General features: G+C 69.7%; 13 protein-coding genes and 1 pseudogene. 3 read left to right on the top strand and 11 right to left on the bottom strand.

Annotated elements, in window-relative coordinates; all coding sequences use genetic code 11:
* Nucleotides 1-6 precede the first annotated feature (6 nt).
* Nucleotides 7-3,129 carry an efflux RND transporter permease subunit gene (locus tag HMH01_RS13645; RefSeq protein ID WP_171326319.1) on the top strand — a complete coding sequence of 1,041 codons (3,123 nt, stop codon included), beginning with the start codon at nucleotides 7-9 and terminating at the stop codon, nucleotides 3,127-3,129.
* A 4-nt stretch (nucleotides 3,130-3,133) separates the two neighbouring features.
* Here the strand turns inward: HMH01_RS13645 and HMH01_RS13640 are convergent, their stop codons facing one another.
* From HMH01_RS13640 to HMH01_RS13620, 5 genes are all read right to left on the bottom strand, one after another.
* Entirely contained in the window at nucleotides 3,134-4,393 is a 1,260-nt protein-coding gene (locus tag HMH01_RS13640; RefSeq protein WP_171326318.1) for an MgtC/SapB family protein, read from the bottom strand.
* A 440-nt stretch (nucleotides 4,394-4,833) separates the two neighbouring features.
* Nucleotides 4,834-5,163, bottom strand: a complete 330-nt coding sequence (gene sorU / locus HMH01_RS13635) for a SorU family sulfite dehydrogenase c-type cytochrome subunit (protein ID WP_171326317.1) — start codon at nucleotides 5,161-5,163, stop codon at nucleotides 4,834-4,836.
* A 63-nt stretch (nucleotides 5,164-5,226) separates the two neighbouring features.
* Nucleotides 5,227-6,411 carry a SorT family sulfite dehydrogenase catalytic subunit gene (gene sorT, locus HMH01_RS13630; RefSeq protein WP_171326316.1) on the bottom strand — a complete coding sequence of 395 codons (1,185 nt, stop codon included), beginning with the start codon at nucleotides 6,409-6,411 and terminating at the stop codon, nucleotides 5,227-5,229.
* A 104-nt stretch (nucleotides 6,412-6,515) separates the two neighbouring features.
* Nucleotides 6,516-7,271 (bottom strand): hypothetical protein, encoded by a 756-nt coding sequence (locus HMH01_RS13625; protein ID WP_171326315.1) that lies wholly within the window; start codon nucleotides 7,269-7,271, stop codon nucleotides 6,516-6,518.
* On the bottom strand, nucleotides 7,258-7,800 hold the full coding sequence (locus tag HMH01_RS13620) for an RNA polymerase sigma factor (protein ID WP_171326314.1): 543 nt from the start codon (nucleotides 7,798-7,800) through the stop codon (nucleotides 7,258-7,260). Before HMH01_RS13620 ends, HMH01_RS13625 begins: the two co-directional genes overlap by 14 nt.
* 200 nt (nucleotides 7,801-8,000) lie before the next feature.
* Here HMH01_RS13620 and HMH01_RS13615 point away from each other — a divergent pair, with 200 nt between their 5' ends.
* Both HMH01_RS13615 and HMH01_RS13610 read left to right on the top strand, forming a co-directional pair.
* Complete coding sequence (locus tag HMH01_RS13615; RefSeq protein WP_171326313.1) at nucleotides 8,001-8,966, top strand: efflux RND transporter periplasmic adaptor subunit; 966 nt, start codon at nucleotides 8,001-8,003, stop codon at nucleotides 8,964-8,966.
* Nucleotides 8,959-12,174 (top strand): efflux RND transporter permease subunit, encoded by a 3,216-nt coding sequence (locus HMH01_RS13610; RefSeq protein WP_171326312.1) that lies wholly within the window; start codon nucleotides 8,959-8,961, stop codon nucleotides 12,172-12,174. The genes HMH01_RS13615 and HMH01_RS13610 overlap by 8 nt, the downstream gene beginning before the upstream one ends.
* On the opposite strand, the gene galK is transcribed toward HMH01_RS13610, so the two are convergent.
* The 6 genes and pseudogenes from galK to HMH01_RS13580 all read right to left on the bottom strand — a co-directional run bounded on the left by galK (nucleotide 12,153) and on the right by HMH01_RS13580 (nucleotide 18,845).
* Nucleotides 12,153-13,277: a galactokinase gene (galK, locus tag HMH01_RS13605; RefSeq protein WP_171326311.1), complete on the bottom strand. Its 1,125-nt coding sequence runs from the start codon at nucleotides 13,275-13,277 to the stop codon at nucleotides 12,153-12,155. The genes HMH01_RS13610 and galK overlap by 22 nt on opposite strands.
* Nucleotides 13,274-14,320 carry a UDP-glucose--hexose-1-phosphate uridylyltransferase gene (locus HMH01_RS13600; protein WP_171326310.1) on the bottom strand — a complete coding sequence of 349 codons (1,047 nt, stop codon included), beginning with the start codon at nucleotides 14,318-14,320 and terminating at the stop codon, nucleotides 13,274-13,276. The genes galK and HMH01_RS13600 overlap by 4 nt, the downstream gene beginning before the upstream one ends.
* Nucleotides 14,317-15,345 (bottom strand): UDP-glucose 4-epimerase GalE, encoded by a 1,029-nt coding sequence (galE, locus tag HMH01_RS13595; RefSeq protein ID WP_171326309.1) that lies wholly within the window; start codon nucleotides 15,343-15,345, stop codon nucleotides 14,317-14,319. Before galE ends, HMH01_RS13600 begins: the two co-directional genes overlap by 4 nt.
* Nucleotides 15,342-16,396: pseudogene (locus HMH01_RS13590) on the bottom strand (ABC transporter ATP-binding protein). Before HMH01_RS13590 ends, galE begins: the two are co-directional and overlap by 4 nt.
* 1 nt (nucleotide 16,397) lies before the next feature.
* Nucleotides 16,398-17,498, bottom strand: a complete 1,101-nt coding sequence (locus HMH01_RS13585) for a glycoside hydrolase 5 family protein (RefSeq protein ID WP_171326308.1) — start codon at nucleotides 17,496-17,498, stop codon at nucleotides 16,398-16,400.
* Nucleotides 17,499-17,564: 66 nt separating this feature from the next.
* A complete protein-coding gene (locus HMH01_RS13580) occupies nucleotides 17,565-18,845 on the bottom strand; it encodes an extracellular solute-binding protein (protein WP_171326307.1) in 1,281 nt (426 codons plus the stop codon).
* Nucleotides 18,846-18,852: the final 7 nt, after the last annotated feature.

The raw sequence follows: 18,852 nt of genomic DNA, 5'->3' as shown, positions 1-18,852 counted from the left end.
CAGACCATGCAGCAGACCCCCGACGCGGAACTCGCAGGCCGCTCCGGCACCGCGCTCTTCGTGCGGCGCCCGATCCTCGCCTTCGTGCTGAGCGCGCTCATCGTCATCGCCGGCCTCGCCAGCCTGTTCGGCGTCGAGGTGCGCGAGCTTCCGAACGTGGACCGCCCGGTGATCTCCGTCACCACCGACTTCCCCGGCGCCTCGCCGGAAACCGTGGATCAGGAAGTCACCAGCCGGATCGAGGGCGCCGTCGGCCGCGTCGCGGGCGTGCGCTCGATCTCCTCGAATTCCCGCTTCGGCCGCAGTCGCGTCACGCTCGAATTCGCCGAAGGCGCCGATATCGACGTGGCCGCCACCGACACCCGCGACGCCGTGGCCCGCATCGCCAACAGCCTGCCCGACGACGCCGAGACCCCCCGCATCGTCAAGGCCGACGCCGACGCGCAGCCCGTGGTGCGCATCGCCGTCACCTCTGCCACCCGCAGCGCGCAGGATCTCACCCGGCTGGTCCAGGACGAGGTGGAGGACCGCCTCATCTCCATCGAGGGGGTGGCCGATCTCCAGATCTATGGCGACCGCACGCCGATCTTCCGGGTGGACATCGACCAGCTTGAACTGGCCAGCCGCGGCCTGACGCTCGCGGACCTGCGCAACGCGCTCTCCGACGTGGCCTATGACGCGCCCGCAGGCGACCTGACCGGCGACCGCCAGTCGATCAACGTGCGCACCACCGCCACCGTCGCCTCTCCCGCCGCCTTCGAGGACCTGGTGATCCGCGACGATGTCCGCGTCGGCGACGTCGCCCGCGTCACCCTGGGACCAGAGCCGAACGAGTCGATCCTGCGCGCCAACGGCGAGACGGGCCTCGGCCTCGGCATCGTGCGCCAGGCGACCAGCAACACCCTCTCCATCTCCGAGGGGGTGCGCGCCACGGTCGAGGATCTGCGCCGCACCCTGCCCGGGGACGTCAACATCTTCATCACCTCCGACGACGCGGTGTTCATCAGCGGCTCCATCGACGAGGTGCTCAAGACCCTGCTCCTTGCCGTGGCCATCGTCGTCGTGGTGATCTTCGTGTTCCTGCGCGACATCCGCGCCACCATGATCCCCGCGCTGACCATGCCGGTCGCGCTGATCGGCACGCTGGCCGCCATCTACCTGGTGGGCTTCTCGGTCAACATCCTGACCCTGCTCGCCCTCGTGCTGGCCACCGGCATGGTGGTGGACGACGCCATCGTCGTGCTGGAAAACATCGTCCGCCGCCGCGCGGAAGGAATGGGCCCCCGCGCCGCCGCCGTCCTTGGCACCCGGCAGGTGTTCTTCGCCGTCGTCACCACCACCGCGACGCTGGCCGCCGTCTTCGTGCCGCTCTCCTTCCTGCCCGGCCAGGCCGGCGGGCTCTTCCGCGAATTCGGCTTCACCCTCGCCATCGCCGTGGGCCTGTCCTCGGTCGTGGCGCTCACCCTCTGCCCGGTCCTGGCCAGCAAGCTGCTGAAGGGCGCCGACCAGTCCTCGGGCGGGGGCTTCTTCGGCTGGATCGGCGACCGGCTTGCCGCGCTCTACGCCTCCACGCTGCGGGTGGCGCTGAACTACCCCCTCGTCATCGTGCTGGTCGCGGGCCTCTTCGCCGCCACCGCCGCGATGATGGCGGGCGGCATCCGCCAGGAACTCACCCCGCCCGAGGACCGCGCCGTGGCGCTCCTCAGCGTCTCGGCCCCGCAGGGCGTGTCGCTCGAATACACCGCCTCCAAGATGCGCGAGATCGAGTCGCTGGTGCAGCCGCTCCGCGAAAGCGGAGAGATCACCAACCTCTTCTCCATCACCGGCACCGGCTCGAACAGCCGCGGCTTCATGGTGATGACCCTTGCGCCCTGGAACGAACGCGCCCGCAGCCAGCAACAGATCGTCGCAGAGATCAACGGCAAGCTGCGCAGCGTCGTGGGCGTCCGCGCCTTCGCGATCCAGCCCAACTCGCTGGGCATCCGCGGCGCCGGCCGCGGCCTGACCTTCGCCGTCACCGGCAACGATTACGCCCAGTTGGCCGAGGTGTCCGAACGCCTGGTCGAGCGGATGCAGCAGAACCCCGATTTCGGCCAGGTCCGGCTGGAATACGAAACCACCCAGCCGCAACTCTTCATCGAGATCGACCGCACCCGCGCCTCGGACCTCGGCATCGACATCACCGGGCTGGGCGACGCGCTGCGCGCCGTGCTCGACGGGCGCAGCGTCGGCACCGTCTTCGTGGACGACACCAGCTACGACATCCAGATGCTGTCCACCTCGAACCCGGTGAACGATCCGGGCGACCTGGAAAACGTCTTCGTGCAGGCGGGCGACGGGCAGATGATCCCGATGTCCACCTTCGTCCGGCTGGAAGAACGCGCCGTCGCCCCCGAACTGGAACGCGAGGGGCAGAACCGCTCGGTGGAAATCTCCGCCGGCCTCACCCCCGCCATGTCGCTTGGCGCCGCGCTCGCGGAAGTGCAGCAGATCGCGGACGAGGTGCTTGCGCCCCAGAACATCGTCGTGCCGCTGGCCGAGGCGGCGACCCTCGATCAGACCTCCTCGGGGCTGTTCCTGACCTTCGGCTTTGCCATCCTCGTGGTGTTCCTCGTGCTCTCGGCGCAGTTCGAAAGCTTCATCTCGGCGATCGTGGTCATGGCCACCGTGCCGCTGGGCATCGCCTGCGCGATCTTCGCGCTGGTGCTGACCGGGCTCAGCCTGAACCTCTACAGCCAGATCGGGCTGGTGATGCTCATAGGGATCATGGCCAAGAACGGCATCCTGATCGTGGAATTCGCCAACCAGCTGCGCGACCGCGGCGATCCGATCCACAAGGCGATCCTCGACGCCTCCACCATCCGGCTGCGCCCGGTGATGATGACGATGATCTCGACCGTGCTGGGCGGCGTGCCGCTGATCCTGTCCGCCGGCGCCGGCGCCGAGGCGCGCGAGGCGCTGGGCTGGGTCATCGTCGGCGGGCTCGGGCTTGCGACGCTCTCGACGCTCTACCTGACCCCGGTGGCCTATCTCCTGCTCGCCCGCTTCTCCCAGCCCAAGGCCGAGGAAGAGCGGCGCCTGGTGCGCGAACTCGACGACGCGCTCAAGGGCAGCGGCGCGGGGGCCTGAGGGCTCACGCTCCCGGCAGCAGCACATGCGCCGCCGCGCCCGCCGCCAGGGCCGCGGCGGTCGCAAGCGCCAGCGGCAGCCAGTAGGCGCGCGGCCCGGCCGCGATCGCCAGCGACAGCCGCCCCACCGCGTTCGCGGCCAGCGCCACCAGCACCGCCCGCGCGATCAGCGCCGCCGGCAGCGTCTCGCCCCCCAGCCTCAGCGCGCTCAGCACCGCCACATCCACGTCAAAGGCGCCCGACAGCGCGCTGCTCGTCAGCAGGCTCGCCGCGCCGAAACGCGCGACCAGCGCGGCGCTCAGCGTCGATATCGCGGCAAAGGCGGTGGCAAAGACCAGCAGCGGGATCAGGTCGAACGGATTGCGCTGCACCTCTGCCGCGGGCGTCTCCCCGGCCTCGCCGCCGCGCAGCAGCACCAGCCCCGCCGCCCCGAAGGCCAGCGCCGCCGCCAGCGCGGGCGGCAGCAGCACGCCCAGGATCCCGGTCCCGCCCAGCAGGACCGCCACCACGCAGACCCGCAGCACCGACACCATCGCCGCCAGCGCCGCCGCCCCCGCAAGCGGGCGCACCTCTGCCGCCTGCCGCGCCAGCCGCCCGAAGGCCACCGTCACGGCGGTGGACGACGCCACCGCCCCCGCAAGCCCGCTGGTCAGCAGCCCCCGGCGCGGACCCAGGATGCGCACCGCGATATAGCCCAGGTAAGAGATGGTCGCGACCACCACCGTGAACAGCCAGATCTCGTGCGGGTTGAACCCGCCCCAGGGATCCAGGCTCCGGTCGGGCAGGATCGGCAGCACGATCGTGGTCATCGCCGCCAGCAGCAGCGCCGAGCGCAGTTCGGGCCAGGTCAGCCGCTTCAGCCCCTCGTGCAGCACCTCGCGGCTGGCCAGCATCCCCGCCAGCGCCGCACCCCCCGCCGCGGCCGCCCGGGTGTCGCCCGCCACCGCCAGCGCCCCCAGCGCAAAGACGCAGAGCCCCGCGACCGAGGCGGTGACGCTATAGCTCTCGTGCCGCGCCGCCTCCCGCGCCTCGAACCAGACGAAGGCGGCGGCGAATATCGCGAAGCCGGTCGCAAGGATGATCGCCGATCCCATCGCCTGCGAGAGTGCTGCGCAGATCCCGCCCAGAAGTCCCGCGATGGCATAGGTGCGGATCCCGGCCGCGCGGCTGCCCGCCGGCTGGTCGCGCTCGCGCCAGCCACGTTCGAGCCCGGTCAGCAGTCCGATGGCAAGCGCGACCGCGAAACGCAGGATGAGGTCGGTCATGGCGGCCCCGCAACTGTCCCCGGATCGGTGCCAATCCTAGCACGGGCAAGCGGCCCGTGGTGGCGATTGCGCAGGATCCCGGGGGGGGAACTGCGGTCCCGCCGAACGGCGGACGGGCCGCCGGTTGCGGATCATCGCGTTCAGGATGACGCGGATCCGGCGCGCGACGGCGATACGGACTGGCGTTGGCGCCTTTCCTGCCGCTTCCGTTCGTTCGCGCATCGCGATGCGTGCGCGCGGCGATGCAGGCAGCCTTGCGGACCTTGCGGCATCCCCCCGGATCCGCCGCGTGCCGCGCCCGGCGATAGCGGCGATCCGGCGTCGGCAGGGGGGGCGGATGTCGGGCAAACTGCCATACGCTTGCCATACGCGTGCCATACGCTTTTCCGATGCGTTTTTTCGTTGCGGGGCAAGCCGTTAGACGCGCCCCGCCCCGGTTCTCATTCCTGCGCCGCCGCCGTCGAGACGTAATGCGCCAGCGCGTCCAGCTCCTCCTCCGACAGGTGGTCGGTATAGGGCAGCATCGGCCCGATCCCTTCCGTGATCGCCCGGTAGACCACGTCGTAACTGGGCCTGAGCGAGGCAAAGGTCGGCCCGATCTCTCCGCTGGTGCCCGCATCCGCCAGCGTGTGGCAGATGCCGCAGGCGGGCTCCGCGCGCTCCAGGAACACGGTCCTGCCCAGCGCGAACTTCTCGTCCGCCAGCGCCGGAAGGGCGAACAGGGTAGCGGCCATGGCAAGGCCCGCCGCGCGGCCAATGGTGGTCAACATCTTGATATTTCCACGTCCATTCATGCGGGGATGGCCCCACCCCTAGGGGGCGGGGCCCTTGGGTCAGGCGACGGTCACGGTCACGCCGTGGACGCGCCAGCCGTTGTTGTTGTAGCCTGAATTGTTGGTCTCGGTGACCTCCGGCTGGGCATTGCCCTCGCTGTCGGTCGCCCGCGACATCAGCTGGTGCTCGCCGGGGGCAAGCTCCACCATCGCGGCGAAGACGCGCCAGCCGAAGCGGCCCAGGTCGGGGCCGACGAACTCCGCCGCCTGCCAGGTCGCGCCGCCATCGGCGGACACCTCGACTCCGCTGACCGCGTTGTAGCCGCCAAAGGCGACACCGGTGATCACCACCGGCCCCGCCCCCGCGCTTTCCAGCGGACCGGTGATCCAGGACTTCACCTCCATCTTCCAAACCGACGGATGCTCCGGCGTGGACGACGTGCCATAGGGCGCCAGCCGATAGCGGGTCTGCTGGATCCGCGCGGGTGATTGTTCGGTGGTGAAGGCAAGCTTTTTCAGGTACTTGACGTTGTTCACCCCGGTGTAGCCCGGCACGATCATCCGCAGCGGACCGCCATGAGCCAGGCTGATCGGCTCGCCGTTGATGTCCCAGGCAAGCAGGATGTTGTCGAGTTCCTCGACCGGAACCGACCGCTCCACGAGCACGCTCAGCGGGTCGATTCCCTCGGGGATCTCCTCGCCGCCGGTGCCGGTGACATAGACCGCGCCCGGCGCGACGCCGCCCAGCGCCTCGACCACGCGGCCAAGCGGCACGCCGGTCCAGATCACGTTGCCGGCGGCCCCGGTCATCCACTGGGTGCCGCTGATTTCCTCGGGATAAAGGCCGCGGCCATTGCCCGAGCATTGCAGCACCATGGCGACCGACTCGATCCCCAGCGTCTTCAGCTCGCCCACCGTCATGCTGCGCGGATTGGCGACGCCCGCGATCTCGACTTCCCAGGCGTCCCGGTCCTCGACCACCGACGCCGAGGGCGGGGTGACGTTGTTGCGGATGTAGAGCTTGCTTTCCGGCGTGATGAGCGAGGTGCCGATGGCGCCACGCTGCGTCTCGATGGTGTTGTTCGAGTGCAGGATCATCGCGTCCGGCACCTTGAAGCTGACATAGTCCGGCAGCGCTGTCGCCGCCTCCTGCGCGCTTGTGCGGACGCCCGCAGCCAGCAGGCCCGCGCTCATCGCGGTGCCGGCCAGCAGGTAGCGTCGCTTGAGATCTATGGTCTCTTGCATGCGTCTTCCTCCCAAAGTCCTTGAACGACCGGGGAGCAAGGCACGCGCCCCAGTCCACTCAAGACGAACGGGAGGGCGCGAATATTCCCGAGGCAGCGAAAGAATCAGGCCAGGCAGCGTTGGCGCGCGCCATCGAGGGCTGCCAGCAGATCGGTCCGGTCGCCGCGTTCCGCGCGGGTCGCCGCCTTCAACGAACTGGCGATGGTGGCAAAGCGGACCTGGTCCATCGCTCGGGCGATCAGCACATACTCGGCCGGGCCGGCCTGCCAGGTCGCGCTGAGCACGCCGTCGCGGGTTTCCAGCGCCAGCCCGTCCGCGGTGGGGTCCGCCGGACGGGGCTGGGCGAACAGGCTCAGCCGGCAGCCGTTGCGCCCGGTGAACACGGCGTGGCGGGTGCCGTCCTCCAGTTCCTGTTCCTGTACCAGGGTCAGGCCGGTCGCCGCCATCAGGGGCACGATCCGCGCCGACCAGTCCGACGGCGCGCGGCCCGCCATGTCCTGCGCCAGGCCGCCGTCATGGCGGGCGACAAGCGCCGCCACCGGGTCGCCTGCGGCGTGGTCGGTCGCGGCATCGGGCGCCAGCAGCAGCCCGGCGCCGAGAACCAGCGCCGCGACCGCGGCCACCGCGCCAAGGCGGGCAAGCCTGCGCCCGCGCGGCGCTGCCGGTGCGGGTTCCGGCACCTGGTCGGGTTCCGGGGCAAGCCCGGCCACCGCGGCGCGGAGATCCTGCAAGCTGGCAAGCCGCGCCGCCAGCGCCGGATCGGCCGCGACGGCCCGCGCCACGCGCGCGGCGGACGCGCTGTCCAGTTCGCCGTCGGCATAGGCATTCAGGAGTTCGAGCGAGATCCTATCGCGCGCCACGCTGCGCTCTCCTTCGTCTTTCCGCCTCGAGGTCCACGACCCCGCCTTCCGCAAGCAGTTCCGCCAGCGCCAGGCGCGCCCGCGAGATGCGGCTCATCACCGTTCCGCGCGGTACCCCCAGGATATCCGCGACATCCTGATAGCTGAACCCGCCCAGATCCACCAATGCAAGAACGTCGCGGTGATCCTTGGCCAGCCGGAAAAAGGCCTGCCGCACGGCGATCCGGGTCACGATCACCCCGTCGGGAAAGTCGCGCGGCGGCCCGCTCTCGTCCTCGGCTGCGTCCTGTTCCGCGCGGTCGCGGCGGGTGCGGGCGCGGATATCGTCGATCCACAGGTTGCGCAGGATGGTGAAGAGCCAGGCGCGCACGGCGGTCGGCTTGTCCGGCCAGTGGCGGGTGGACATGGCGCGCAGGGCGCAGTCCTGAAGCAGATCTGCGGCGCGGTCCGGATCGCGCGACAGGCTCAGCGCATAGCCGTAAAGGCCGCGCCGATGCTCGCCCAGCAGGTCTTCGCGCTTGCTCCCCATCCAGTCTCTCCGGACTGCGTCATGCTGCCACATCTAGCCCAGGTGCCGGGGCCGCTCAAGCCGGCGTTTCCGCGGGGGCCTGCCGCCCGACTGCCGCCCGACTGCCGCGGTTTGATCCATGTCATTGTGCAGGCGGGATTATTCCTGCGCTGATGGTGTGCGTTACGCCATGCCGTACGGAACGGAACCGGAGGATCCCCATGCGCAGCCTGCTGTCGGCCCTGCTCGTCACAGCCATCGCAAGCCCGTTGGCGGCACAGACGCTCGAGGTGGTTCCGCAGGACATCACCGAGTGGAAGGCCGTGCATGGCCAGGTCGAGACGCGCGACCGGGTGCCTGCGCGGGTGCGCATCGGCGGCAGTATCGTCGAGCTGACCGTGACCGAGGGCGACCGGGTCGAGGCCGGCCAGCAGATCGCCCTGGTGCGGGACGACAAGCTGGAGTTCCAGCTTGCCGCCATCGACGCGCAGCGCGAGGCGCTGGCGGCGCAGATGCAGACCGCGACCGCCGATCTGGAGCGGGGGCGCGAGTTGCTGGAGCGTGGCGTCATTTCGAACCAGAGGCTGGAACAGCTGCAATCGGCGGTGGACGTGATCGCGGGCGAGATGCGGGCGCTGCAAAGCCAGCGGCTGGGCGTCGAGCAGCAGGTGACCGAGGGCGCGGTGATTTCCCCCGAAGCGGGGGTCGTGCTGGACGTGCCGGTGGCGCGCGGCTCTTTCGTGACACCCGGCGAGGCGGTCGCGGTGATCGGTGGCGGCGGGGTGTTCCTGCGCCTTGCCGTGCCCGAACGCCACGCCGCCAGCCTGTCCGAGGGCGACGTGATCGAACTTGGCAGCGGCGGGCAGCGCGGAACGCTGGCGCGGCTTTATCCGCAGATCTTCGAGGGCCGGGTCGAGGCCGATGTCGAGGTCGAGGGGCTGGACGCCCGTTACGTCGGCCGCCGTCTGCCGGTACGCCTGCCCGTGGCCACCCGCAGCGCGATCCTGGTGCCGCAGGCCGCGCTGAGCCGGGCCGGGGGGCTGGATTTCGTCACCGTGGAAGCCGCGGGCGGCGAAGTCCGCCGCACCGTGGTGCCCGGGGCCGAGATCTTGCGCGACGGCGAGCCCTGGCGCGAGATCCTGACAGGGCTTGTCCCCGGCGACATGGTGGTGCTGTCCGATGAGTGAGGGCGAGGGACCGGGCCTGGGGCTGGCCGGGCGGCTGACGCGCGCCTTCATCGCCTCGCCGCTGACGCCGCTCATCCTGCTGGCCTCGCTGGCGGTGGGGCTGATCGCGCTGATGAGCCTTCCGCGCGAGGAAGAGCCGCAGATCTCCGTGCCGCTGGTGGACATCCATGTCAGCGCCGACGGGCTGAGGGCCGAGGATGCGCTGAAGCTGGTGACCGAGCCGCTGGAAGGGATCGTCAAGGGCATCGACCAGGTCGAGCATGTCTATTCCGACACCCGCGACGACCAGGTCATGGTCACCGCCCGCTTCGTGGTGGGCGTCTCGTCGGATACCGCGATCCTGCGGGTGCGGGACAAGATCCTGGCCAATCTCGACCGGATCCCGGTGGGTATCCCCGAGCCGATGGTGGTGGGGCGCGGGATCGACGACGTGGCCATCGTCGCGCTGACCTTCTCGCCCGGGACCGGGCAGGACATGCTGACCGCCGCCGACCTGACCCGGCTCGCCCGCGAGGTCGAGACGGAACTGGCGCGGATCCCGGATATCGGCCTGACCTACCTGGTCGGCGCGACGGATGAGGCGCTGCGCATCGCGCCCGACCCCGAGCGGCTGGCGCTTTACGGCGTCACGCTTCAGCAGCTTGCGGCCAAGGTCGAGGGGGCGAATGCTGCCGCACCGGCGGGGCTTCTGCGCGACCGGGGGCAGCAGGTGGGGCTGGTGATCGGGCGCACGCTCGCCACCCCCGAGGAAATCGGCAACCTGGAGCTGACGACCCGCGACGGGCGCACGGTCTATGTGCGTGACGTGGCCGACGTGGCCTTCGTGCAGGATCTGGACGAGGCGCATGTGGCGACCCTGGTCCGTGACGCCGAGGGGGTGGCGGAACGCCGGCCCGCGGTGACGCTGGCGCTGGCCAAGCGCGCCGGGGCCAATGCCGTGACCGTGGCCGAGGAGGTCCTGCACCGGGTCGAGGCGATGCAGGGCCGCCTGATCCCCGACAGCGTGGATATCGAGGTGACGCGCAACTACGGCGAGACCGCCGACGAGAAGGCCAACGAGCTGCTGTTCCACCTGGCGCTGGCCACGGTTTCCATCGTGGCGCTGGTGCTGGTGTCGATCGGCTGGCGCGAGGCGGTGGTGGTCGCCGTGGTGATCCCGGTCACGATCCTGCTGACGCTGTTTGCCGCCTGGATCATGGGCTACACGCTGAACCGGGTGTCGCTGTTCGCGCTGATCTTTTCCATCGGGATCCTGGTGGACGACGCCATCGTTGTGATCGAGAACATCGCCCGCCACTGGGCGATGAAACGCCCGGGCCGCAGCCGGCTTCAGGCCGCGGTCGAGGCGGTGGCAGAGGTGGGCAATCCGACCATCGTCGCGACCCTGACCGTGGTGGTGGCGCTGCTGCCGATGCTGTTCGTGTCGGGCCTGATGGGACCCTACATGAGCCCGATCCCGGCCAATGCCTCGGCGGCGATGATCTTTTCCTTCTTCGTGGCGGTGATGATCACGCCCTGGCTGATGCTGAAAATTGCAGGCCGCGCGATGGTCGAAGGACATGGCGAGGAGGGCGCCCATGCGGCGGGCGGCGGGCTGGGCCGGCTTTATGCCGCCGTTGCCCGGCCGGTGCTGCGCAGCAAGGGCCGAAGCCTGATGTTCCTTCTGGTCGTGGCGGCGCTGTCCTTCGGGTCGCTCGTGCTGCTTTACACACGCGACGTGACGGTCAAGCTGCTGCCCTTCGACAACAAGTCCGAACTCGCGGTGGTGATCGACCTGCCCGAGGGCGCCTCGGTCGAGGCGACGGACGCCGTCGCGCAGGCGGTGGCCCGCGTGGCGCTGGACCTGCCCGAGGTGATCTCGGCGCAGACCCATGCCGGGACGGCGGCGCCCTTCAACTTCAACGGGCTGGTGCGCCACTACTACCTGCGCCAGTCGCCCGGGATGGGCGAGGTGCAGCTGAACCTGGATGCCAAGGATCACCGGGATCGCACCAGCCATCAGATCGCGCTCGACCTGCGCGCGCGGCTGACGGCGCTTGAGATCCCCGAAGGCACGGTGCTGAAGGTGGTCGAACCGCCCCCCGGCCCGCCGGTCATCGCGACCCTGCTGGCCGAGATCTATGGCCCCGACCAGGCGACGCGGCATGCGGTTGCGGCGCGGGTGCGCAGCGCGTTCGAAGAGGTGCCCTTCATCGTCGACGTGGACGACAGCTACGGCGAACAGGCGCCGCGCCTGCGGGTTGGGCTGTCGCCCGGCGACATGGATTTCTTCCGCGTGCAGGAACGCGACGCGCTCGACACGCTGCGCCTGCTGAACGGCGAGACGACGATCGGCTATTCCCACCGTGGCGAGGGGCGCCCCCCCATCCCCATCGTGATCGCCCGCGACCGGGCCGACCGCATGCTGGACGAGCGCAGCCTGTCCACCCCGGTGCCGGCCAATGCGCTGCCCGGCGCGCGCGGCGTGGTGGAGCTGGGCGACATCGTGACGGTGGCCGAGGAGCGGACATCGTATCCGCTGTTCCGGCACAACGGGCATGACGTGGTGATGGTCACGGGCGAGCTTGCGGGCGACTTCGAGGCGCCGCTCTACGGGATGCTGGCGGTGTCGGACCGGCTGGACGCGATGGGCTGGAGCGACCTGCCCAAGCCCGAAATCCGACTGAACGGCCAGCCCGACAGCGCCGAGACGCCGGTCCTCCTGTGGGATGGCGAGTGGGAGGTGACATGGATCACCTTCCGCGACATGGGGGCGGCCTTTGGCGTGGCGCTGCTGGGCATCTACATCCTGGTGGTGGCGCAGTTCGGATCCTTCCGCCTGCCGCTGGTGATCCTGACCCCGGTGCCGCTGACATTCCTGGGCATCATGGGCGGGCACTGGCTGTTCGGCGCCCCCTTCTCGGCCACCTCGATGATCGGTTTCATCGCGCTGGCGGGCATCATCGTGCGCAACTCGATCCTGCTGGTGGATTTCATCCGACATGCCGACCCCGAGGGAAAGGTGAGCGTGGAGATCCTGATCGAGGCGGGGGCGACCCGGTTCAAGCCGATCCTGCTGACCGCCATCGCGGCGATGATCGGGGCCGCCGTGATCCTGGCGGACCCGATCTTCCAGGGCCTCGCCATATCGCTTCTGTTCGGGCTTCTGTCCTCGACCGCGCTGACGGTGCTGGTGATCCCGGCGATCTACCGGGTGTTCAAGACCTGAGGGATCGGCCGGACGGTCGCCATGAGACGCGCGTCGGGCAGGCTGTGGATCAGGTTGGCCGTCATGGCGCCGGCCAGGTCGTCGCGGGCCAGCACCACGACCGAGCCGCCGAACCCGCCGCCCGTCAGCCGCGCGCCGGTGGCGCCGGCCTGAAGCGCGGCCGCGACGAGGGCGTCCACCTCGGGCACCGACACGGCATAGTCGTCGCGCTGGGAGGCGTGGCTTGCGACCATCAGCGCACCGAAGGCGTCCGCGTCTCCTGTCTCCAGCGCGGCGATGGCGTGCGCCACGCGGGCATTCTCGGTCACGACATGGCGCGCGCGGGCCGACAGCGGCGCGGGCAGGGCGGCGATCCGGTCCATCGCCCTTTCGTCCAGATCGCAAAGCTGGCCGACGCCCAGGCTTGCGCAGGCGGCGCGGCACTCCTCGACGCGGCGCGCATAGCCGTCATCGGTCAGCTTGTGGCCGACGCCCGAGTGGATCACGAGGAAGCTGTAACCGGGCAGGAGGGGCAGCATCCGGTGCGACAGGCTGACGGTATCGAGGAACAGGGCGGTGCCGGGGCGCCCCACCGAAGAGGCGAACTGGTCCATCACCCCGCAGGGCAGGCCCACGAAATCGTTTTCCACGCTGCGGGCAAGGGTCGCGCGGGCGACCGGGTCGCGTGCCACCCCTTGCAGCGCGTCCGCCGCGCGGATCGCGGCGACCTCGATCGCGGCGGAGCTGGAGAGCCCCGCCCCAACCGGCAGGTCGCTTGCGACGGTTGCGCGCAGCCCGTCGCGTTCAAGGGTCTGCCGCGCCGCGACCACGAGGCTGCCGAGTGCATAGTCGCTCCAGTCGCCGCTGGCCGTCTCTGCGATGTGGCGGCGGCGGGCGTCGGCGAAGCCGTCGCTTGCGATATCGAGGCGGCCGGGCGCATCGCCCCGGCCAAGGGCCACGGCGGTGCCAAGTTCCAGCGCCACGGGCAGCACGCAGCCGCCATTGTAGTCGGTATGCTCGCCCATCAGGTTCACCCGGCCGGGCGCGAAGGCGACGGCTGCGGGTGGGGTGCCGAAGCGGCGCTCGAAGGCCTCGGCCGCCCGCCGTTCAAGGGCCGCGCTCATCCGTCTTCCCCCTTGAACTTGTAATGCAGGTCGGGCAGGTCGCGCAGCCGTGCGGCGGCGGTTTCCGCCGTCAGGTCGCGCTGCGCCTCTGCCAGCATCTCGAAGCCGACCATGAACTTCCGCACCGTGGCCGACCGCAGAAGCGGCGGGTAGAAATGCGCGTGCAACTGCCAGTGGTCCTGCGCGCCCGGTGTCATCGGGGCGCCGTGCCAGCCCATCGTGTAGGGGAACTCGATCCCGAACAGGTTGTCGTAGCGGGTGCAGAGCCGCTTGAGGATGTCGGCCAGCGCGTCCCGCTCTGGCGGGGCCAGGTCGGGCAGGCGCAGGACGTGGCGGCGCGGCAGGACCAGCGTCTCGAAGGGCCAGACCGCCCAGTAGGGCACGACCGCCAGCCAGTGATCGTTCGCGACCACGACGCGGCTGCCGTCCGCGGCCTCGCGCCCGGCATAGTCGAGCAGGAGCGGCGTGCCGTGGCGCGCGAGATAGGCCGCCTGCGCCGCATCCTCGCGCCGCACCTCGTCGGGCAGGAAGCCGGTCGCCCAGATCTGCCCGTGCGGATGCGGGTTCGAGCAGCCCATCAGCGCGCCCTTGTTCTCGAAGACCGCCACCCAGGAGTGGGTGCGGCCAAGCTGTTCGATCTGCGCGGCCCAGAGATCGACGATGCCCCGGATCGCCTGCACCGGAAGTTCGGGCAGGGTCAGGTCATGGCGCTCGGAGAAGCAGATCACCCGCGCGGCGCCGCGCACGGTTTCGGCACGGAACAGCGGGTCGTCGCTGGCGAAGGACGGCGCGTCCCCGAGCAGGGCGGGAAAGTCGTTCGCGAAGACATGGGGCCCGCGATAGTCGGGGTTGACCGCACCCGTGACCCGGCGGTTGCCCGCGCAGAGATAGCACTCTGGGTCGTGAGCCGGGCGGCTCGAGGGTGCGATTTCCTCGGTCCTGCCCTGCCAGGGGCGCTTGTTGCGATGGGGCGAGACCAGAACCCACTCGTCCTTGAGCGGGTTGTAGCGGCGGTGCGGCCATTCCTCGAACAGATCGTTCATGCGCGCCGTGCCTCTGCCCGGGCGAAGGGGCCGTATTGCGGCGCGCGGTGCCAGGCCCATGCGCTTTCGATGATCCCGGCGATGTCGGGGATCCGCGGCTGCCAGCCCAGCAGATCCCGCGCCTTGCGGCTGTCGGCCACCAGGATGCCCGCATCGCCCGCCCGGCGTGGGGCGGTGCGGACGGGGATCTTGCGGCCGGTCACCGCCTCGGCCGCCTCAAGCACCTCGCGGATGGTGAAGCCGGTGCCGTTGCCAAGGTTGAAGACATGGGCGCCGTCGTTGCCCGCCATCCAGTCGAGGGCGGCAAGATGGGCGCGGGCGATGTCGTTCACATGGACATAGTCGCGGATGCAGGTGCCGTCGCGCGTGTCGTAGTCGGTGCCGAAGATGTCGAGCGCGGGTCGCTCGCCAAGCGCTGCAAGCAGCACGTTCGGGACCAGGTGCGTCTCGGGGTCGTGCGCCTCGCCCAGGCCGCCCGAGGGGTCCGCGCCTGCGGCGTTGAAGTAGCGGAAGCTGACCGATCGGATGCCATGGGCGCGGGCGTGGTCCTCCAGCACCTGTTCCATCATCAGCTTGGAGCGGCCATAGGGGTTGATCGGGTTCTGCGGATGCGTCTCGGCGATCAGGTCGCTGACCGGGTTGCCATAGACGGCGGCGGTCGAGGAAAACACCAGCCGGTCGCAGTCTGCGGCGCGCATGGCGTCGAGCAGGTTCAGCGCGCCCACCACGTTGTTGCGGTAGTAGAGATCGGGCGCCGTGACGGACTCGCCCACCGAGATCAGGGCCGCGAAGTGATAGACCGCGTCGAAGCCGCGCCCGGCAAAGGCCCTGGCGAGGGTTGCGGGGTCGAGCAGGTCGCCCTCGATCACCTGGATGCCGGACGGCAGGGCCGCGCGGTGCCCCTGCGAGAAGTTGTCGAACACCACGACCTCGTGCCCGTGCCGCAACAGCATCCGCACCATGTGCGAGCCGATATAGCCCGCGCCGCCGCAGACCAGGATGCGCGGTTGCCGTGTCGCGCTCATCGGATCCGTGCCTCGGTTTCGGCGTCGAACAGGAAGGCGCGGGCGGGATCGAAGCGCAGGGCGACGGTCTGGCCCGCGCGGGCGCGGGTGTCGCCGCGTTCCTCGACGATCAGCCGCTCGCCGGTGGGCGCGGTGAGATAGGCGTAGGACACGCCGCCCAGCGCCTCGGTCAGTTCCACGCGGTGGGTGTCGCCATCGGCAATGGTCAGATGCTCGGGGCGCAGGCCGATCTGCACCCGCGTCCCGTCCGAGGGCAGGCCGAGGGGAAGCGCCACGTCCGATCTCAGGCCCGGCACCGCGACGCTGTCGCCCTGCACGGTGCCGTCGAGGAAATTCATGGCCGGAGAGCCGATGAACCCCGCGACGAAGCGGTTGTCCGGATCGCGGTAGAGATCGAGCGGCGCGCCCACCTGTTCGATCCGGCCCGCGCGCAGCACGACGATCTTGTCCGCCAGCGTCATCGCCTCTACCTGGTCGTGGGTGACGTAGATCATCGTCGCGCCGATTTCCTTGTGGAGGCGAGCGATTTCTACCCGCATCTCGACGCGCAATTCCGCATCGAGGTTCGAGAGCGGTTCGTCGAAGAGGAACACCTCGGGCCCGCGAACGATGGCCCGGCCGATGGCGACGCGCTGGCGCTGGCCGCCCGACAGCGCCGCCGGCTTGCGGTCGAGATAGGCGTCGAGCTTCAGGATCTTTGACGCGGCGGCAACTTGTCGCGGATCACGTCCACGGCGTGACCGTTCATCTTCAGCCCGAAGCCCATGTTCTCGGCCACCGTCATGTGCGGATAGAGCGCGTAGGTCTGGAACACCATCGACACCCCGCGCTGGGCCGGGTCGAGCCGGGTAACATCGCGCGCCCCGATCCGGATGGCGCCGCCTGTCGTTTCCTCCAGCCCCGCGACCATGCGCAGGAGGGTGGACTTGCCGCAGCCCGACGGGCCCACGAATACGCAGAATTCGCCATCCGCGATCGTCAGGTCCACACCGTGGATCACCTGCGTCTCGCCGTAGCGCTTGACGACCTTTTCCAGGGTCACTCCCGTCATGTCAGGCTCCTTCCTGCCGTACGGTCCTGTCCGGCCGCATCAGGCCGCGGATCGTCTCGATTTCCGCCGGATCATAGGGGCTGCCATCGGCGTGCAGCACATCGTGAAACCACAGGCCCCGGTCGGCCCTGCCGCCATGGGTGCGCACCAGCGCCTCGGGCCAGGGGGCGTCGGTCTGGGTTCGGCCGCGCACCAGCCCCCACTGGAAGCAGCCGACGCCGCGATCGTGGAACATGCGCAACTGATCCGAGATGCGGCTGTCCACCGCGCGCGCCATCCATTCGGTGCACAGCATCGGGCGGTCGAGCACCTCGAGATAGTCGATGAACTTCGCGACCTGGCCCGCGCGCCAGTAGGCGTGAAAGGTGATGATGTCGGAATGCAGCAGCGCGCTGCGGTCGATCTCGGTCTGGTAGGGGTGGACGTTCTCGCCGGGCAGCGGCGTGGTCCAGGCGCCCACCGTCAGCGGATGGATCGGTGCCTCTGCCCGGACCCAGGCGAAGCTCGCCTCCATCAGATCCCTGGAATGCGGGACCAGCGCATCGGTATAGAGCGAGAATCCCCCGCCCGAGAACTGCATGCGGTTGCCGGGTTCGTTGTAGATGTCCCAGAACAGCACCCGGCGGTCATGGCCGAAGCTGCGCACGATGTCGCGGGCATAGGCTTCGAGCGCGGGCCAGCTGTTGCGGTCCATCACCGTGGCGCGGCCGGGGCTTGCCACCGCGCGGCCGTTGTGGACGCCGGGCAGGGGGTCGGGCTGCGGGCCATAGACCGGTTCCGCGCCGCCGAAACCGCAATCGTCGAAAAGGCAGGGCACGGTCCGGATGCCCAGCCGCGTGGCGGTGTCGAGAAACCAGTCCAGCCGCCCGATCAGGCCGTCGCGGTCGTGCTTCCAGACCAGGAAATGCAGGTTCACCCGGCAGGCGTTGTAGCCGATTTCTGCGGCCCAGCCGAGTTCGCGTTCGATCGTGGCACGATCAAAGCTGTCGCGGTGCCACATCTCGAGGAAGTTCACCGCCGTCGAGGGCAGGAAGTTGAAGCCGCAGATCCAGGGGGTGGAGGCCCACCAGGCCTTTGCGTCCTCTTCGCTCCATCGTTCCATCGGGTTCGCTTTCGGGCATCTGTCGTGAAGTGGCCCCGCCGCGTCGGGCGGCGGGGCGCTCGGGGCTCAGCGGTCGAGCAGGTCCTGGACCTCGTACTGTGCATCCAGCAGCGCGTCCGCCACCGGCTTGCCGGTCAGCCAGATCGCCTGCAATTCGCGGTTCAGCACGTCCTGGATGGCGCCATACCGCTGCGATGCGGGCGTGTCGCGCGCGATGTCGGCGGTCGCGGTGTATTCGGACCGGTGCGGCAGGTTGGCGTATTCCTCGCCCTCCAGCACCGAGTTGCGCACCGCCATGTGGCCGGTGCGGGCCCAGTCGATGTTGTGGTCGTTGATGAAGGCCAGAACCTTCAGCGCGGCCTGATAGGTCTCGGGGTCGTTCGCCTTCACGGAGGCGGGGATGGCCCACATGTGGCTGTCGGCCCAGGTCGCCCCCTCGCTGAACAGCGTCGGGAAATCGGCCGCGTAGTAGCTGTCGAGCGCGGTTTCTTCCTTTGCCGCCTCGGCGTCGTAGAAATCGACGACCCAGGTACCGTTCACCAGCACCGCCGCCTCTCCGTTCAGGAAGGCCTGCTGGCTGTCGGCGTAGTTCAGCTGCGGATTGGCGAGCCCTGCATCGAAAAGCTGGGTGATCGCGGTGATGGCGGCGCGCGCCTCCTCGGTGTCGATCGTCGCCTCGTCCCCCTCGAAGATGTTCGAGCCCTGCTGCCACAGAAGCGCCAGCACCAGCCGCACGCCGATCGGGAACTGGGCGAAGTCGGCGGCGAGGTAGTCCTTGCCGGTCGCCTCCTTCACCTTCCGTGCATGTTCGAGCAGTTCCTCGGGCGAGGAGGGCAGGATCGGCTTGCCGTCAGCGACCAGCCCGGCCTCTTCCATGATGTCCATGTTGAGGTGCCAGAGATTGGCATGCAGGTCCATCGGCACGGCCACGATCCGGCCCTCGTGCGTGACCGCCTCGCGCGCCGTCTCGACCCAGTCGGCGGGATCGATGCCGGCGGCGTCCAGGTCATCGGTCAGGTCGGCAAAGGCGCCGAGCGAGGCGAACTCGGGCAGGCTGCTGCGATGAAGCACATGGATGCTGGGCGGCGTGCCGGAGGCGTAGGTCGCCTTGATCTGGTCGTAGTAGTTGCCCCAGTCGGTGGGCAGGGTGTTGACGCTGACGCCCTCGATCTCGGCGTCGGCTGCGTTGATGATCGACTGGATGATGCAGGCCTCGCCGACGCTGGTCCTGGTGTCGGTTCCCGCATCCTCGCAGGCCCCGAAGAAGCGGCCGAGTGTGACCTCCTGCGCCATGGCGCCGGTCGCCAGCAGCGTGGCGGCAAGGGTGCCGAATATGATCCGTTTCATGCGTTTC

The sequence above is a fragment of the Halovulum dunhuangense genome (assembly GCF_013093415.1).
GTDB classification, from domain to species: domain Bacteria; phylum Pseudomonadota; class Alphaproteobacteria; order Rhodobacterales; family Rhodobacteraceae; genus Halovulum; species Halovulum dunhuangense.
This window is presented reverse-complemented; position numbering and strand designations above follow the sequence as displayed.

What these genes read in the sequence shown, in the direction of transcription:
- HMH01_RS13645 (WP_171326319.1), top strand. Translation starts at nt 7, where the DNA reads ATGCAGCAGACCCCCGACGCGGAACTCGCAGGCCGCTCCGGCACCGCG.
- HMH01_RS13640 (WP_171326318.1), bottom strand. Translation starts at nt 4,393, where the DNA reads ATGACCGACCTCATCCTGCGTTTCGCGGTCGCGCTTGCCATCGGACTG.
- sorU (WP_171326317.1), bottom strand. Translation starts at nt 5,163, where the DNA reads ATGTTGACCACCATTGGCCGCGCGGCGGGCCTTGCCATGGCCGCTACC.
- sorT (WP_171326316.1), bottom strand. Translation starts at nt 6,411, where the DNA reads ATGCAAGAGACCATAGATCTCAAGCGACGCTACCTGCTGGCCGGCACC.
- HMH01_RS13620 (WP_171326314.1), bottom strand. Translation starts at nt 7,800, where the DNA reads ATGGGGAGCAAGCGCGAAGACCTGCTGGGCGAGCATCGGCGCGGCCTT.
- HMH01_RS13615 (WP_171326313.1), top strand. Translation starts at nt 8,001, where the DNA reads ATGCGCAGCCTGCTGTCGGCCCTGCTCGTCACAGCCATCGCAAGCCCG.
- HMH01_RS13610 (WP_171326312.1), top strand. Translation starts at nt 8,959, where the DNA reads ATGAGTGAGGGCGAGGGACCGGGCCTGGGGCTGGCCGGGCGGCTGACG.
- galK (WP_171326311.1), bottom strand. Translation starts at nt 13,277, where the DNA reads ATGAGCGCGGCCCTTGAACGGCGGGCGGCCGAGGCCTTCGAGCGCCGC.
- HMH01_RS13600 (WP_171326310.1), bottom strand. Translation starts at nt 14,320, where the DNA reads ATGAACGATCTGTTCGAGGAATGGCCGCACCGCCGCTACAACCCGCTC.
- galE (WP_171326309.1), bottom strand. Translation starts at nt 15,345, where the DNA reads ATGAGCGCGACACGGCAACCGCGCATCCTGGTCTGCGGCGGCGCGGGC.
- HMH01_RS13585 (WP_171326308.1), bottom strand. Translation starts at nt 17,498, where the DNA reads ATGGAACGATGGAGCGAAGAGGACGCAAAGGCCTGGTGGGCCTCCACC.
- HMH01_RS13580 (WP_171326307.1), bottom strand. Translation starts at nt 18,845, where the DNA reads ATGAAACGGATCATATTCGGCACCCTTGCCGCCACGCTGCTGGCGACC.